Source organism: Polaromonas sp., from assembly GCF_043778355.1.
GTDB lineage: Bacteria > Pseudomonadota > Gammaproteobacteria > Burkholderiales > Burkholderiaceae_C > Polaromonas.
Window position 1 is genome coordinate 1 of record NZ_JAYWHI010000095.1, and the last position, 14,246, is coordinate 14,246.

The 14,246-nt window shown below is 64.0% G+C and carries 15 protein-coding genes; 9 read left to right on the forward strand and 6 right to left on the reverse strand.

The window, feature by feature from the left end; all coding sequences use genetic code 11:
- The coding region (locus ACH2CW_RS13535; RefSeq protein ID WP_395058987.1) for a hypothetical protein at nucleotides 1-231 on the forward strand (231 nt) is incomplete at its 5' end.
- Between the two features lie 56 nt (nucleotides 232-287).
- Complete coding sequence (locus ACH2CW_RS13540) at nucleotides 288-653, forward strand: hypothetical protein (RefSeq protein ID WP_395058989.1); 366 nt, start codon at nucleotides 288-290, stop codon at nucleotides 651-653.
- A 24-nt stretch (nucleotides 654-677) separates the two neighbouring features.
- Here the strand turns inward: ACH2CW_RS13540 and ACH2CW_RS13545 are convergent, their stop codons facing one another.
- The gene (locus tag ACH2CW_RS13545; RefSeq protein WP_395058991.1) at nucleotides 678-1,823 is read right to left on the reverse strand and encodes an ABC transporter substrate-binding protein; all 1,146 of its coding nucleotides are present in this window, start codon (nucleotides 1,821-1,823) and stop codon (nucleotides 678-680) included.
- A 179-nt stretch (nucleotides 1,824-2,002) separates the two neighbouring features.
- Here ACH2CW_RS13545 and ACH2CW_RS13550 point away from each other — a divergent pair, with 179 nt between their 5' ends.
- Complete coding sequence (locus tag ACH2CW_RS13550; RefSeq protein ID WP_395058993.1) at nucleotides 2,003-2,842, forward strand: IclR family transcriptional regulator; 840 nt, start codon at nucleotides 2,003-2,005, stop codon at nucleotides 2,840-2,842.
- A gap of 11 nt (nucleotides 2,843-2,853) precedes the next feature.
- Here ACH2CW_RS13550 and ACH2CW_RS13555 read toward each other — a convergent pair whose 3' ends face one another.
- From ACH2CW_RS13555 to ACH2CW_RS13570, 4 genes are all read right to left on the reverse strand, one after another.
- The gene (locus tag ACH2CW_RS13555) at nucleotides 2,854-3,576 is read right to left on the reverse strand and encodes an iron dicitrate transport regulator FecR (RefSeq protein ID WP_395058995.1); all 723 of its coding nucleotides are present in this window, start codon (nucleotides 3,574-3,576) and stop codon (nucleotides 2,854-2,856) included.
- Nucleotides 3,573-4,343: a BPSS1780 family membrane protein gene (locus ACH2CW_RS13560; RefSeq protein WP_395058997.1), complete on the reverse strand. Its 771-nt coding sequence runs from the start codon at nucleotides 4,341-4,343 to the stop codon at nucleotides 3,573-3,575. Before ACH2CW_RS13560 ends, ACH2CW_RS13555 begins: the two co-directional genes overlap by 4 nt.
- Before the next feature lie 154 nt (nucleotides 4,344-4,497).
- A complete protein-coding gene (locus ACH2CW_RS13565) occupies nucleotides 4,498-5,484 on the reverse strand; it encodes a homoserine kinase (RefSeq protein ID WP_395058999.1) in 987 nt (328 codons plus the stop codon).
- Nucleotides 5,485-5,520: 36 nt separating this feature from the next.
- A complete protein-coding gene (locus ACH2CW_RS13570) occupies nucleotides 5,521-5,871 on the reverse strand; it encodes a hypothetical protein (RefSeq protein ID WP_395059000.1) in 351 nt (116 codons plus the stop codon).
- A 53-nt stretch (nucleotides 5,872-5,924) separates the two neighbouring features.
- On the opposite strand from ACH2CW_RS13570, the gene polA reads away from it, so the two are divergent.
- From polA to ACH2CW_RS13600, 6 genes are all read left to right on the forward strand, one after another.
- Complete coding sequence (gene polA, locus ACH2CW_RS13575; protein WP_395059001.1) at nucleotides 5,925-8,753, forward strand: DNA polymerase I; 2,829 nt, start codon at nucleotides 5,925-5,927, stop codon at nucleotides 8,751-8,753.
- Nucleotides 8,754-8,775: 22 nt separating this feature from the next.
- Nucleotides 8,776-10,476: a tetratricopeptide repeat protein gene (locus ACH2CW_RS13580; protein WP_395059003.1), complete on the forward strand. Its 1,701-nt coding sequence runs from the start codon at nucleotides 8,776-8,778 to the stop codon at nucleotides 10,474-10,476.
- Between the two features lie 101 nt (nucleotides 10,477-10,577).
- Entirely contained in the window at nucleotides 10,578-11,477 is a 900-nt protein-coding gene (locus ACH2CW_RS13585; RefSeq protein ID WP_395059005.1) for a dienelactone hydrolase family protein, read from the forward strand.
- 124 nt (nucleotides 11,478-11,601) lie between these two features.
- Nucleotides 11,602-12,483 (forward strand): ZIP family metal transporter, encoded by an 882-nt coding sequence (locus tag ACH2CW_RS13590; RefSeq protein WP_395059007.1) that lies wholly within the window; start codon nucleotides 11,602-11,604, stop codon nucleotides 12,481-12,483.
- Nucleotides 12,484-12,608: 125 nt separating this feature from the next.
- Nucleotides 12,609-12,770 (forward strand): hypothetical protein, encoded by a 162-nt coding sequence (locus ACH2CW_RS13595; RefSeq protein WP_395059009.1) that lies wholly within the window; start codon nucleotides 12,609-12,611, stop codon nucleotides 12,768-12,770.
- 2 nt (nucleotides 12,771-12,772) lie between these two features.
- On the forward strand, nucleotides 12,773-13,075 hold the full coding sequence (locus ACH2CW_RS13600; protein WP_395059011.1) for a hypothetical protein: 303 nt from the start codon (nucleotides 12,773-12,775) through the stop codon (nucleotides 13,073-13,075).
- A 200-nt stretch (nucleotides 13,076-13,275) separates the two neighbouring features.
- Here the strand turns inward: ACH2CW_RS13600 and ACH2CW_RS13605 are convergent, their stop codons facing one another.
- Complete coding sequence (locus tag ACH2CW_RS13605; RefSeq protein ID WP_395059013.1) at nucleotides 13,276-14,220, reverse strand: sugar kinase; 945 nt, start codon at nucleotides 14,218-14,220, stop codon at nucleotides 13,276-13,278.
- Between the last annotated feature and the right edge of the window lie 26 nt (nucleotides 14,221-14,246).

Here is a 14,246-nt window from a genome sequence, read left to right on the forward strand (position 1 = left end):
GCCTCAAGAAAATCGGGTGGCGAGACGTTTGCCAACCCGGTGGTGCCGCCGCAGCGCAATGCGCCGGCGCACGGCCTGAAGACCGGTATGGAGGTGTTCCATGCCAAGTTCGGCGAAGGCCGGGTGATGATGCTCGAAGGCAGCGGCGATGACGCGCGGGCCCAGATCAACTTCACGCGCCATGGCGTCAAATGGCTGGCACTGAGCGTGGCCAAACTCACCGTGGTGTAACCCGGATTCGCCTTGGGTAAGATGGCGCAGACCGATCAACCGTCCCCGGAACAACAATGAACGAGACAGAGACAAGCCCATCGGCCGACGACAACACTGTCGAGGTGAGCCACCAGGAATTCAAGACCGGACTGCCCATGGGGCGCTTCCGCCTGATCGTCAACCCCGAGCGTGCACAAAAATATGTCAAGCACCGCCTGTTTGTTATCGGCATCTCGCTGCCGCTGCTGGGCATAGGCGCCGCGCTGGCGCTGTCTGGCTATTTCTGGTGGGGGCTGCCGATGGTGTTGGTCGGCGCCCTGTTGGGCCGCGTCGTCAAGGCCCATGCGGCCAGGATATTGCTGCATCTGGCCTTGAGCGACCCCAAGGTTTACCGCGAAGCCATCGACTTTGAAATCCTCGAGGTCCGGCGCGCCGCCTGAGCGGGCGGCATCGGACGGCCCGGCTTAGCGCAGCAGTTTGCCGTCGCGGCCTATCACCGTCACTTCGACAAACTTCGAGCCCACATGGTTGTCGGGTGAAAAACTCACCTTGAAACCGCCCACGTCGTAGCTGTTCATCTTGTCGAGTTGCGTGATGATTTTCTGGCGCGTCGGGTCGGCGCCCGAGCGCTGGATCGCTTCAACCAGAATCTTGGCGGCGATAAAGGACTCCATGCTCGCGTAGGACACCACTTTTTCAGGCTGGTACTTCTTCATCAGCGTCTGAAACTCGCGCGCGACCGGCACCAGTGTCGAGTAGGGGTAGGGCATGACCTGGGAAATGCCGATGCCGCGTGCGTTTTCCTCGCCTGCGTTTTTCAGCAACTCCTTGAAGTTGACCACCGAGATGCTGAACAGGCGCGCCTTGCTGCCCTGGGCCCGCATCTTTTTGATGAAGGCGGCCGAGGCGCGGTTGACCGCGACCATGATGATGGCGTCCGGATTGGCCGGGGCGATGGCCGCCACTGCGGCGTCAATGTCCTCGGGTTTGGTCCGGTCGTAGCCGCCTCGGGCGACTGGCTGCAGGCCGAGCTTCTGCATGGCGGACTCGGCGCCGGCCAGCCCGCTCTTGCCGAAGGGGTCGTCCTGGTACATCACCGCGAAGCGGCGCAGACCGATGGTGTGCAGATGCTCCACCATGCGCGCGGTTTCGTCGGTGTAGCTGGCGCGAATGTGGAAGATGTTCGGGTTCATCGGTTCGCGCAAATCCTGGGCGCCGGTGTAAGGCGCGAGCAGCGCGATGCCGGCATCCGACAGCACCTTGTTTTTGTTCAGGGCCAGCACGTTGCCGGTGCCCACAAAACCGAACAGCGCCAGCGGTTTGTCCTCGGCCAGCAATTGCCGTGTCTGCGCCAGGGTCTGGTCGGGCTTGTAGCTGTCGTCCTTGAGCACGACGCGAATCTTGCGGCCGTAGATGCCGCCATTGGCGTTGACATGCGCAAAGTAGGCCGCGCCACCGGCCACGTATTCGTCGCCGGTGCCGGCGATGACGCCGGTCAGCGGAGCCACCTGGCCGATCACGATGTCCTCGCGCCCAGGTGCTGCTTGCGCCAGCCCAGCCGTCATGGCCATGGCGATCATCGCCAACCAGTGCTTGTTCTTCAATCGCATGTCATCTCCTCGTTATATTTATAAATTCTGCATTGCAGAATACGAAGCCACAAATGTAGCCTGCGCATTCTGTAAGAGTATTTCATTGATATAGCTAAGGAATTCCCGGAGTCCGAGGCGCGTAGGTGACAGTGATTTCCGCTTACTGTAGAATTTTGATTCCGCAATGCAGAATCATTATGGCCGCCCAGCAACCACTTTCCCCCTCTGTCCCCAAACCGCCGGCCCGGCCGGTCCAGGCCAAGCCAGACCGGCATTTCGTGACCGCCCTTGCGCGCGGGCTCGATGTGCTCAGTGCGTTTCGCTCGCGCGACCGCATGCTCGGCAACCAGGAACTGGCTCGCCGCTGCGGCTTGCCCAAGTCCACGATTTCCAGGCTGACCTACACGTTGACGCGCCAGGGCTACCTGGTCCCGGCGACCGATGGCAAAGGTGCGACCGGTTACCGCCTGGGCAGCGCGGTGCTGGCTTTGGGCGGTGCCATGCTGGCCCGCATGGACATGCGCCAGATGGCCCGGCCCTTGATGCAGGATCTGGCCGACAGTTCGCAGGCCATGGTGTCGTTGGGTGTGCGCGACCGGTTCAGCATGATTTATGTCGAAAACTGCCGCAGCGAGTCGGCGTTGACCCTGAGCCTGGATGTCGGCTCACGCATCCCGCTGGCGCAGACCGCCATGGGGCGTGCTTACCTGGCTGGCTGCAGCGACAGCGAACGCAGCGACCTGATGGAGCGGATTCGTACGCATGACGAGAAAGCCTGGCCGGTCACGCGCGCCGGCATTGAACTGGCGCTGGCCCATTACCGCGAGCACGGCTGCTGCGCGTCTTTCGGTGACTGGCAGAAAGATGTCAACGCCATCGCCGCAGCTTTTCGCCCCGAGGGGGGGCGCGCGGTGATGGTGGTCAGTTGCGGCGGGCCAGGCTTCAAGCTGTCGCCGCAATTTTTGATGACCGAGGTGCGCCCGCAACTGGTCGGGCTGGTCAGGAAACTGCAAAACGCCTCGGGGGAGGCGTACTGACAGTCAAGGCCCTAGTAGGTCATTGACCCGCTGCCGTCCCGGCTGCCTTTTCGGCCGGCCACTTGCCATGTGGTTCGCTGCCCAAGCAGGCCAGCCAGGAATTCCATCTCTTCATCGCTGTGGTTCAGCGCCCCGGCAGGAGTCAGAAATTTGCCTTCAGGGTTGGGGGTGGCATCTGCCCAGAAGGCCTGGTGGTAGTCGGCTTGCGAGATCCGTTTTTCAGTGCCCGCGCCCACGTCGACGGTGCCGTAACAATTACAGAAGTAGTTGCGGTCTCCCCGGTCGGCAAAGATTTCCGCGTAGACACCGGTGCCGCGTATGCCGGCGGTCAGCGTGGGCAGCACGATGCTGCGGTCCACGCCCTTACCCCAGACGCTGGCGACCGCACCGGTCAGCAATCGCAGCAGGCTGACCGCGTTGAGTGTGGCGCCGCGTTCGACCGACAGCCGGGAGTTCTGCCGGACCTGGAACGAGGCATTGCCAATCACAAAGATCAGGTTGGAGCCCGGCCCGGTCTGGATCGCGTCACCGGTCTGAATCGATTGTTGCGGGCTCAGGGGGGCGCCGTTGATCGTCGCGTCTCCCGTCAGTTGCACGATGTTGCTGCGCTGCTGCGCCATCGCCGCCGGCAGTCCGCCCAGGGCCACCCAGGCGGCTGCCGCCTTGATCACATCGCGCCGCTGGTACCACAGGATTTCGTTGTCTTGCCGGCCTTGCAGCAGGTGCTGGGTCATGGTGTGTCTCCAGGAGCGATGGGTTCGTCGGTGGGCGTGGCTTCAAAGCTACCCTCGAAAGTGAAATAAATCGAGGTCGAAAACATGGCTGCCATCAGCAAGGCCACCGGCATGATCAGGGCGGCAGCGGCCTCGGGGCTGGCCAGCAGGCCGACCAGCAAGGTGACGACAAGGCCGATCAGCATCAGCACCACCATCCAGGCGATACCGAACACGGTGTAGGCGCCGGCATTCCTGAAACACACCACAGCGCTGAAAAACAGGCTCTTGACCGGTGTCACACCATGCCAATGGACCAAGGCCGGCGCGTGCCAGAACAGCACAGACACCGGCAGGTACAGCACCATCACCAGCAGCATCACGCCCTGCATCTCGGGTGAAAGCGCGCTTTCGCGGCTGACCGGCGCATCCACAAAAAGCGGCACGATGGAGACAATCAGCAGGCAGGCGGCTGCATACAGAAAGCCCAGAACCATCATGGCGCGCGCACGTTGCTGGCCGGCCCGAAAGGCGCTGATCAGGATGGCCGGCATCGGAAATCGGCCCTTGGTGGCCTCCCGCGTGGCGGCCATCAGACCCAGTGTGGCGGCCGGCACGATGGCCAGTGCCAGCACCACCCCCACCAGGGGAATCAGCGATGCCAGCGTGGCCGCCGCCATGTACATGAAAAACAGCCCAGCCAGCGCCAGCGGCTGTTTGAAGAACGTGCGGATGCCGAGCTTGACCCATGTGATACCGGTGCGTGCAGGAACGATGTTGAGTTTCATTGCGAGGATGGCTTATTGAGAGATTCAGGGCAAAAGGGTTTCACTTGTGCCGTGAAAAAAGGCGATAGGGTGAACAATTTAACGCCAGCGTTGAAGTTTGCTTGAAAAGATGGCGAGCCGGCAACATTTCTCAAGCGCCGCAAACAAGGCGGCGTCAGTCAGATACGCCGTGGGGATGGTGCACCCGTTCGCGCAGCACGCGCTCGAAATGGCCGGGGTCATGGGCCTGCAGCAGCGCGGCTTCGCGCGGCAAGTGAAAGTCCCACAGCCGCGAGATCCAGAAGCGCAACGCGCCAGCGCGTTGCATCGCCGGCAGCAGCGTACGCTCCTGCGGGGTCAGGCGGCGGACCGTCTGGTAGGCCGCCAGGAAGGCATCGGCCCGCGCCGCATCATGCGCGCCGCTGTCCAGATGGATACACCAGTCGTTCAGGCTGACGCCGATGTCAAACAGAAAGCTGTCGCAGCCCGCGAAATAAAAATCGAAAAACCCGGTCAGCTCGGGCGCGCCACCTTCGCTGTCAAACATCACGTTGTCCCTGAACAGGTCGGCATGGATGGGCCCGCGCGGCAAGGCCTGCCAGCCGGACGAGGCCGCGATGTGGTTCTGGTAAGCCAGTTCAGAGCGGATCAAGCGGCTTTGCGACGCGTCCAGGTGCGGCAGCACCACCGGCACGGTCTCGTTCCACCAGGCCAGGCCGCGCAGGTTGGGCTGGCTGCGCGCAAAGTCGCGGCCGGCCAGGTGCATGCGCGCCAGGGTTTCGCCGACTGCGGCGCAATGCGCGGGCGTGGGCGCCAGTTCGCTTCGGCCGCGCAAGCGGTTCACCACGGCGGCGGGCTTGTCCTTCAGACGCAGCAGGATCTCGCCCGGTGGTCCATCGCCGCCGGCTACGATGGCCTGCGGCTCAGGCACCGGAATGCCGTGCTGCGCCAGGTGTTTCATCAGGTGCAGATAGAACGGCAACTGCTCGAAGCTCAGGCGCTCGAACAGGGTCAGCACATAGCGGCCCTGGTCGGTGTCCACGAAATAGTTGGTGTTTTCGATGCCGCCGGCGCAGGCGGTGATGGTTTGCAACTGCCCCAGTCCGAGCGACTCAAAAAGGGGGGCTGCCTCGTCAAGCGAGACTTCGGTGTAGACGGCCATGCCTGGAACTGGAAACCGGAAGCGGGGAACGAAAGGCTAGAACTTCAGCACGTTCCAGACACGGCTGCCGGTGGCACCGGGACCCGATTTGGACGGGCCTGTGCCGCCGCCCTTGGTGGCTTCGGAAGGCAGAACTTCATAAGCCGGCATGTCGGCCTTGGGTTGCACCGTGATGCTCTGGGTTTCGCCGCCGACACGCAGTTCGTCGATGCGCGAACCGGCGTCTTCGGTACGAATGCGCTGGATCGCCGGCTCCGGCCGGGTGCTGCTTGGGTTGGTGCCAGGTTGCAGGGCAGGGGCGGGTGCCACCGTCTGGGCCAGGGCCGGGGCGCCGGCCAACGTGGCAGCGGCGCCAGCGAGCAGAAGGGAGCAAATTGGGTGGTGCATGGATGCATTGTAGGGTGGCGGCGCGCCCATGGATATAGCTGACAATCAGGTTCATGAGCACCGATAAAAAAACCTTGCTGCTGGTGGACGGCTCCAGCTACCTGTACCGCGCTTTTCATGCCATGCCCGACCTGCGCGCCGACCCCGCTGATCCGGCCAGCCCGGCCACCGGCGCGATACGCGGCATGGTCAACATGATGCAGAAACTGCGCAAGGACGTGCGGGCTGACTACGCGGTCTGTGTGTTCGACGCCAAGGGCCCGACCTTCCGCGACGCGCTTTATCCCGACTACAAGGCCCAGCGTTCGCCCATGCCCGACGACCTGCGCAGCCAGGTCGCGCCCATCCATGAGGTGGTTCGGCTGCTTGGCTGGAAGGTGCTGGACGTGCCGGGCGTCGAGGCCGACGACGTGATCGGCACGCTGGCCTGCATGGCCTCGAAGCAGGCCATTGAAGTCATCATCTCCAGTGGCGACAAGGATTTGAGTCAGCTCGTCGATGAACACATCACGGTGATCGACACCATGAACGACAGACGCCGTGACCTGGCCGGCGTCGAAGCCGAGTTCGGCGTGCCGCCGCGCCTGATGGTCGATTACCAGACCCTGGTCGGCGACGCGGTGGACAACGTGCCGGGTGTGCCCAAGGTCGGTCCGAAGACCGCCGTCAAGTGGCTGCTCGAATACGGTTCGCTCGATGCGCTGGTGGCGCGCGCCGACGAGATCAAGGGCGTGGTCGGCGAGAACCTGCGTCAGACCCTGGATTGGCTGCCCAGGGGCCGCGAGCTCCTGACCATCAAGAAAGACTGCGAGCTGGGGGATTACATCGCCGGTCTGCCTGGCATGGACGCCATCGCCATGGGGCCTCAGCAGACGGAGGCGCTCAAGGACTTTTATGAGAAATACGGCTTCAAGGGCCTGGTCCGGCAGATCACGACTGAAAACACACCGCCGGAGCTGATCAGCGCGCCCGAGGGGCGCCAGGCCCAGCCCAAAGCCAGGGCCGTCGATGCCGCGTCGCCCGGCTTGTTTGATGAACCGGCCCCGGTGGACTCGCCGCCGCTGGCCGAACGCACGACCAACCTGCATTACGACACCGTGCTGAGCTGGGAGCTGTTCGACACCTGGCTCGCGAAAATCGAAGCGGGGGACCTGGTGGCGCTGGACACCGAGACCACCTCACTCGACGAAATGCTGGCGCAAATCGTTGGTCTGAGCTTCAGCGTCAAGCCCGGCGAAGCCGCCTACATTCCGCTGACCCACGACTACCCGGATGTGCCTGCGCAGTTGCCGCGTGACGAGGTGCTGGCGCGGCTCAAACCCTGGCTGGAGAACCCGGCCAAAGCCAAGCTCGGGCAACACGTCAAATACGACAGGCATGTGTTTGCCAACCACGGCATCGAGGTGCAGGGTTATGCCCACGACACCATGCTGCAGAGTTATGTGCTGGAAGTGACCAAGCCGCACGGCCTGGCCAGCCTGGCCGAGCGCCATGTGGGACGCAGCGGCATCAACTACGAAGACCTGTGCGGCAAGGGCGCGCACCAGATCAAGTTCAACCAGGTCGACATTGCCAAGGCTGCCGAATATTCGTGCGAAGACTCGGACCAGACGCTGGATGTGCACCGTGTGCTCTGGCCACAACTGCAGGTCAACGACAAGCTGCGGTTTATTTATGAGCTGGAGATGCAAAGCAGCGAAGCGCTGTACCGCATCGAGCGCAACGGCGTGCTGATCGACGCGCCCATGCTGGCCACCCAGAGCCACGAACTCGGTCAGCGCATCCTGCAGCTTGAAGCCGAAGCCTATGAGATCGCCGGCCAGCCCTTCAACCTGGGCAGCCCCAAGCAGCTCGGCGAAATATTCTTCGACAAGCTGGGCATGCCGGTGATCAAGAAAACCCCGAGCGGCGCGCGCAGCACCGACGAGGAAGTGCTGGAAAAACTCGCCGAGGACTACCCGCTGCCGGCCAAGCTGCTGGAACACCGCTCGCTGTCCAAGCTCAAGGGCACCTACACCGACAAGCTGGCGCAGCTTGCGCACCCGCGAACCGGCCGCGTGCACACACACTACGCACAGGCGGTTGCCGTGACCGGGCGCCTGTCGAGCAACGATCCCAATCTGCAAAACATACCGGTGCGCACGCCTGAAGGCCGGCGTGTGCGCGAGGCCTTTGTGGCGCCAGCGGGCAGTGTGATCGCCAGTGCCGACTACTCGCAGATCGAGCTGCGCATCATGGCTCACCTCAGCGGTGACGAGGCCTTGCTGCGCGCCTTCACCGACGGCCTGGACGTGCACAAGGCCACGGCCGCCGAGGTGTTCAGCGTGGACCTGGCCCAGGTCAGCAGCGAACAGCGGCGTTATGCCAAGGTCATCAACTTCGGGCTGATCTACGGCATGAGCAGCTTCGGCCTGGCGCGCAACCTCGGGATTGAAACCAAGGCCGCGGCGGCCTATATCGACAAGTATTTTCAGCGTTATCCAGGTGTCAAGAACTACATGGAGCAAACCGTGGTGTTCGCGCAGGACAACCACTTTGTCGAAACCGTCTTCGGCCGGCGGCTGTATCTGGCCGAGATCAACGGTGGCAACGGCCCGCGCAAGAAAGCCGCCGAAAGGCAGGCCATCAACGCGCCCATGCAGGGCACGGCGGCCGACCTGATCAAGCTCAGCATGGTCAAGGTGCAGCAGGTACTCGATGCCGAAAAACGCGCGACAAAAATGATCATGCAGGTCCACGATGAACTGGTGTTCGAGGTGCCCGAAGCCGAGGTCGACTGGGTGCGCACACAAATCCCGCGCCTGATGGCCGGTGTTGCCGATCTCAAGGTGCCGCTGCTGGCCGAAATCGGCATCGGCCCGAACTGGGAACAGGCGCACTAGGGCCTGTGTGAACAGGCGCCAGATGACTCCCGCCGACGGACAGGCCGCACAGGTCCGACAACTCTTCGCGCAAGGTTGGGCCCTGCACCAGCAGCAGCAATTGCCCCAAGCGCTGGCGCTGTATGCGCAGGTGCTGCAATTGCAGCCCTCACACTTTGATGCGCTGCACCTGTCGGGCATTGTGGCGGCCCAGTTCCGCGACCTGCCGCGTGCGCGCGAACTGATGACGCAGGCCATCCACGCGCAGCCCCAGCATGCCGTGGCCTATGTCAACCGGGGTGCGGTGCTGCAAGACCTGGGGGACTGGCAAGCGGCGCTGGACGACTATGACAACGCGTTGGCCCGGCAGCTGGGCCAGCCGGGCGAGGCCGACAGCCACCACCACCGCGGCAATGTTCTCAAGGCGCTTGATCGGTATCCCGAAGCGCTGGAAAGTTTTGACAGGGCGATCAGGCTTGAGCCGGGCCGTTCAGCCTTCCACAACCACCGTGGCATCGTGCTGCGCCTGCTGGGCCACTATCCGCAGGCCCTGGCCGCTTTTGACCAGGCGCTGGCGCTGCAACCTGCCTATCCGCAGGCGTTCAACAACCGCGCCAACACCCTGAACAACCTGGGCCGTCACCAGGAAGCGCTCGAAAGTTACGACCGGGCCATCGCCTTGCAACCGGATTTCGCTACTTTTCACACCAACCGCGGCAACATCCTGCAGACCCTGCAACGGTCGCAGGCTGCGCTGCAAAGTTACCGGCAGGCCTCGCTGCTGGACCCCGCCGATGCCCATGCGCATTGGAGCCTGTCACTGTGCCTGCTGCAGCTCGGCCAGTGTGAGGAGGGCTGGTCCGCGTACGAATACCGGTGGGAACGCGCGGAATACCGTCATCGCAAAAGTGCGCATTTCCTGCAGCCGCGCTGGCGCGGTGAGGGGGACCTACGCGGCAAAACCATCCTGCTCCATGCCGAACAGGGTTTTGGCGACACCTTGCAGTTTTGCCGTTATGCCGCCGAGGTGGCGCGGCTGGGCGGCCGGGTTGTTCTTGAAGTGCAGAAGCCGCTGCGCAGCCTGCTGCAGGGGCTGGCAGGTGTGCATCAAGTGATCGCAGCCGGTGACGCGGTGCCGGCCTATGACCTGCAATGCCCGTTGCTGAGCCTGCCGCTGGCTTTCAACACACGGCTGGACACAATCCCCGCCGTCGTGCCCTACCTGCGTGCCGACCCGGAAAAAATGGCGCAATGGCAGGGCAGGCTGGGACCGCGCAGCCGGCCTCGCGTTGGCCTGGTCTGGAGCGGCAGCAGCGGTCACCAGAACGACCGGCAACGCAGCATCGCGCTGGCGGAGTTTCTGACGCTGTTGCCCGACAGCGTGCAACCGGTGAGCCTGCAAAAAGACGTGCGAGAGGCGGACCTGCCGGTGCTGCAAAGCCGGCCGGACCTGCTTCACCTTGGCGATGCGCTGGTCGATTTCAGCGACACCGCCGCGCTGTGTGCGCTGCTGGATGGGATGGTGTGTGTGGACACCAGCGTCGCGCACCTGGCCGGTGCGCTTGGCCGGCCGGTATGGCTGCTGCTGCCCACCAACCCGGACTGGCGCTGGCTGCTGGACCGGCCTGACAGCCCCTGGTATCCGAGTATCCGTCTGTTTCGGCAGGCTGTGCCGGGGCAGTGGGGCGATGTCTTGCTGGGCGTCAGACAGGCCTTGATTGGCTTGTCCAGCCCCGCGCGCTGACCGCCGCTGCGTTGGTCGGTGTATGTCCCGGTGCCGGCAAGAACTTTGGCGGCGGCATAGACTCCGACCGTCTGTTTCATCCACCCTTCGAGGACACCGTCATGCTCAACAGCGACCAGAAATCCGAATTTGATTCCCTGCTCCCCGGCCAAAGTACCGACAACGGTGCCACCCGCCGCACCGCACTGAAAGCGGCGCTGGGCGTCGGTTATGCCGCGACGGCCTTGCCCATCATGGCGCAAACCGCGATCAAGACTTCGGCCGACGGCCTGAAAGCTGGCGAGACCACGTTTGAGGTCAACGGCTTCAAGGTACCGGCCTATTTCGCCGCGCCTGCCGGCAAGACCAATCTGCCGGTGATCCTGGTGATCCAGGAAATCTTCGGCGTGCATGAATACATTGCCGACACCGCGCGCCGATTTGCCAAGGCCGGGTACCTGGCGATTGCGCCCGAGCTGTATGCGCGCCAGGGCGACCCGACCCAGTACGGCGAGATGGCCAAGCTGATGGCCGAGGTGGTGTCCAAAGTGCCTGACGCGCAAGTCATGGCCGACCTCGACGGCGCGGTGAAATGGGCTGGCGCCAACGGCGGCGACACCGGCAAGGTCGGTATCACGGGCTTTTGCTGGGGCGGCCGCGTGACCTGGCTCTACGCCGCGCACAATCCTTCGGTCAAGGCTGGCGTCGCCTGGTACGGCCGCCTGGTCGGCGCCAGCACAGCGCTGACGCCGAAACATCCGGTGGAGATTGCGCCCATCCTGAACGCGCCGGTGCTCGGCCTGTACGGCGGCCAGGATGCCGGCATCCCGCTTGACACGGTTGATAAGATGAAAGCAGCCCTCGCCACCGGCAGCCCGGCGGCGAAAGCCTCGCAGTTTGTGGTGTACCCTGATGCCCCGCATGCGTTCCACGCCGACTACCGCCCGAGTTTCCGCAAGGAGCCGGCCGAAGACGGCTGGAAACGCGCTCTGGCGTGGTTCAAGGCCAACGGCGTCGCTTGATGTAATCAGCGGCGCTTGAGTTCGGGGTCGCCCCACAGCGATGTGCGGCGGCCCTTTATCATCCTGGGTCGGGATTTTTACAAGTTTTCGGGCTCCAGCCCCTACAGATCGGGCGCAAGCAGCTATGACATTGATAGCAATTTTGACCGGAACCCTGGCCGCCGGCATCGGCAGTGTGTGGCTGGCCGCGCTGCTGAGTTTTGGCGTGCTGGCGCGCTACACCACCCACATGCTGAGCCTGGCGGCTGGCGCGCTGCTGGCGACGGCCTTCATGCATCTGCTGCCTGAGGCTTTTGAAAGCCAGGCCGGCGCGCAGGAGCTATTTGCCACCTTGCTGGTCGGGTTGATTTTCTTTTTTCTGCTCGACAAGGCCGAGCTCTACCATCACGGCCATGAGCACCACGACCCGCGGACCGACGAGTCGGAACTCGGCGAGTTGCTGACGCCGGTGCGCACCAGCAACTCCCTGCGCGCCGAACGTGTGCACACCTCGCCCAGCCCGCTGGAGCACGGCCATGGGGGGCACCCTCACCATCACCACAAGCACCCGGTCCAATCCGGTAGCTGGGCCGTGCTCACCGGCGACAGCGTGCATGCGTTTGGCGACGGTATTTTGATCGCCTCTGCCTTTGTGGCCGACATGCGCCTGGGCGTGATCACCGCGCTGGCGGTGCTGGCGCACGAGATCCCGCACCACATGGGTGACCTGGTGGTGCTGCGGCAGACCTCCAGCAACCAGCGCGCCGCGCTGGTCAAGGTGTCGCTGGCTGGCGCCGTGACGGCGCTGGGCGGCCTGGTCGGTTACGCGCTGGTGGACATGCTGCAGGACTGGCTGCCTTATTTCCTGGTCGTCGCGTCCAGCAGTTTTGTCTATGTGGCGCTGGCCGACCTGATCCCGCAACTGCAAAAACGCCTGAGCGCCCGCGAAACCTTTGCCCAGATCGCCTGGCTGGTGGTGGGTATTGCGCTGGTCACGGTGGTCAGTGGGCTGGCGCATTCCCATTGAGCCGGCGGCGCCGCCTGCGGGCTGATAGCCGTGTCAGCCGGACACTGACAAGCACAGGGCATCGCAACCTATAAAGCCACTGCCAAGGCGCAGTGATCATGGAGGCATTCAACCAAGGATGCGCCATGAAACTGCTCACCCCCCAGCATCGCCCCGCCAAACCCCGCCGTACACGCCGACTGATGGCGGCCTGGATCGCCTACTTCACCACCGTGTGTGCCAGCATGGCAGCCGCTGCTGCGGTGGTCACCGAGACAGCGCCTATCCTGCTGGCCGCGGGCCTGTGAGCATGCACGCCGAACCGAACCCTTCGCCGGAGCAAGACACGGTTCCTCCCGGTGACGACAGCAACACCGACCCGACACCGCCGCTGCCGGCTGACCCCGGCCGCAACGGCTACGAGCGCCATGCCTCCGCCGCTGCCGGTCAGAAGAAGCATCCGCCCATGGACGAAGAACCTGAACTCAACACCGGTGAACGTGACATTCCTTCCGATGGCCCCGACCCCGAGGGTGAAGGCATGATCCGCGACCTTGGCAAGCCGACCGAGCCTGCTGGCGACAAACCCACAGGACAAGCCCATGGCCACTGACCCCAACGTGCCGCCGCCCGAGCCAGTGCAACCGCTGGCCACACCGCCCAACCCCGGACAGGTGCAGCCCACACCGCAGCCGATGTAGTTGCCGGGAGTACGCTGAGGTCGGATGCACGGCGCTCGCCCGCCGCTTGCAAATGCTCACTTTTTCATAGCTACCTGCGCCCGCTCGGTAAGGGCTGGAGGTGGATTTGGCCTCAAACTTCGGCAGCTTCCAGTTCCGTGCGTGTCGGCAGGCCTTCGCTGTCGCCCAGCACCTGCACCGCACGCGCGCCTATCCAGGCGCCGCGCCTGACGGCGGCCGCAAGGTCCAGCCCGGCCAACAGGGCGCTGATCACACCGACCGCAAATCCATCACCGGCGCCCACCGTGTCAATGACCTTTTCTACCGGGAAACCAGGGACCCGGCCGCTCCCGTGTTCGCCATCGAAGTACGCGCCTTCGCTGCCGAGCTTGACCACCACCAGCTTGGCGCCGCGTTTTCGGTAAAAGTGGGCAATGCCTTCTGCGGTGTTCTCACCGGTCAGCAGCCGGCCTTCTTCCAGCCCTGGGAGCACCCAGTCGGCGCGCGCCGCCAGGTCATTGATGGCCGCCACCATGATCTGCGGCGAGGCCCACAGCGTGGGCCGCAGATTCGGGTCGAACGACACGCTGCGTCCTGCGGCGCGCATGCGGTCCATGCTGTCGCGCGCCAACAGCAATGTGCTCGCCGAAACCGCCGCAAACACGCCGGTGGCATGCAGATGGCGCGCCGACAGCAGCCAGGCCGTGTTGATGTCCTCCGGGCCCATGTGGCTGGCGGCCGAGCCTTGGCGGTGGTATTCAACGGGCGGGTCGCTGCCGTCGCTGACGCTGCCCTTGATCATGAAGCCGGTGGCTTGCGCGTCGCAGAGTGCCACCTGTGAGCAGTCGATGCCTTCGGCGGCCATCGCGCGGATCAGGTAACGCCCCATCATGTCGGTGCCCAGGCGGCTGGCCCAGCCGACCTTCAGGCCGAGGCGGGCCAGACCAATGGCGACATTGGTTTCCGCGCCGGCCGTGCGTTTGTAATAAGAGGCCGCATCCTCCAGCGCGCCGGGCCGGTCCGCCACCAGCAGCATCATGGCTTCACCAAAAGTTACAACGTCCATGGCGCTTGTCATCAAAAGTTCCAGTGGGAGTGCAGGGT

What these genes read in the sequence shown, in the direction of transcription:
- ACH2CW_RS13540 (WP_395058989.1), top strand. Translation starts at nt 288, where the DNA reads ATGAACGAGACAGAGACAAGCCCATCGGCCGACGACAACACTGTCGAG.
- ACH2CW_RS13545 (WP_395058991.1), bottom strand. Translation starts at nt 1,823, where the DNA reads ATGCGATTGAAGAACAAGCACTGGTTGGCGATGATCGCCATGGCCATG.
- ACH2CW_RS13550 (WP_395058993.1), top strand. Translation starts at nt 2,003, where the DNA reads ATGGCCGCCCAGCAACCACTTTCCCCCTCTGTCCCCAAACCGCCGGCC.
- ACH2CW_RS13555 (WP_395058995.1), bottom strand. Translation starts at nt 3,576, where the DNA reads ATGACCCAGCACCTGCTGCAAGGCCGGCAAGACAACGAAATCCTGTGG.
- ACH2CW_RS13560 (WP_395058997.1), bottom strand. Translation starts at nt 4,343, where the DNA reads ATGAAACTCAACATCGTTCCTGCACGCACCGGTATCACATGGGTCAAG.
- ACH2CW_RS13565 (WP_395058999.1), bottom strand. Translation starts at nt 5,484, where the DNA reads ATGGCCGTCTACACCGAAGTCTCGCTTGACGAGGCAGCCCCCCTTTTT.
- ACH2CW_RS13570 (WP_395059000.1), bottom strand. Translation starts at nt 5,871, where the DNA reads ATGCACCACCCAATTTGCTCCCTTCTGCTCGCTGGCGCCGCTGCCACG.
- polA (WP_395059001.1), top strand. Translation starts at nt 5,925, where the DNA reads ATGAGCACCGATAAAAAAACCTTGCTGCTGGTGGACGGCTCCAGCTAC.
- ACH2CW_RS13580 (WP_395059003.1), top strand. Translation starts at nt 8,776, where the DNA reads ATGACTCCCGCCGACGGACAGGCCGCACAGGTCCGACAACTCTTCGCG.
- ACH2CW_RS13585 (WP_395059005.1), top strand. Translation starts at nt 10,578, where the DNA reads ATGCTCAACAGCGACCAGAAATCCGAATTTGATTCCCTGCTCCCCGGC.
- ACH2CW_RS13590 (WP_395059007.1), top strand. Translation starts at nt 11,602, where the DNA reads ATGACATTGATAGCAATTTTGACCGGAACCCTGGCCGCCGGCATCGGC.
- ACH2CW_RS13595 (WP_395059009.1), top strand. Translation starts at nt 12,609, where the DNA reads ATGAAACTGCTCACCCCCCAGCATCGCCCCGCCAAACCCCGCCGTACA.
- ACH2CW_RS13600 (WP_395059011.1), top strand. Translation starts at nt 12,773, where the DNA reads ATGCACGCCGAACCGAACCCTTCGCCGGAGCAAGACACGGTTCCTCCC.
- ACH2CW_RS13605 (WP_395059013.1), bottom strand. Translation starts at nt 14,220, where the DNA reads ATGACAAGCGCCATGGACGTTGTAACTTTTGGTGAAGCCATGATGCTG.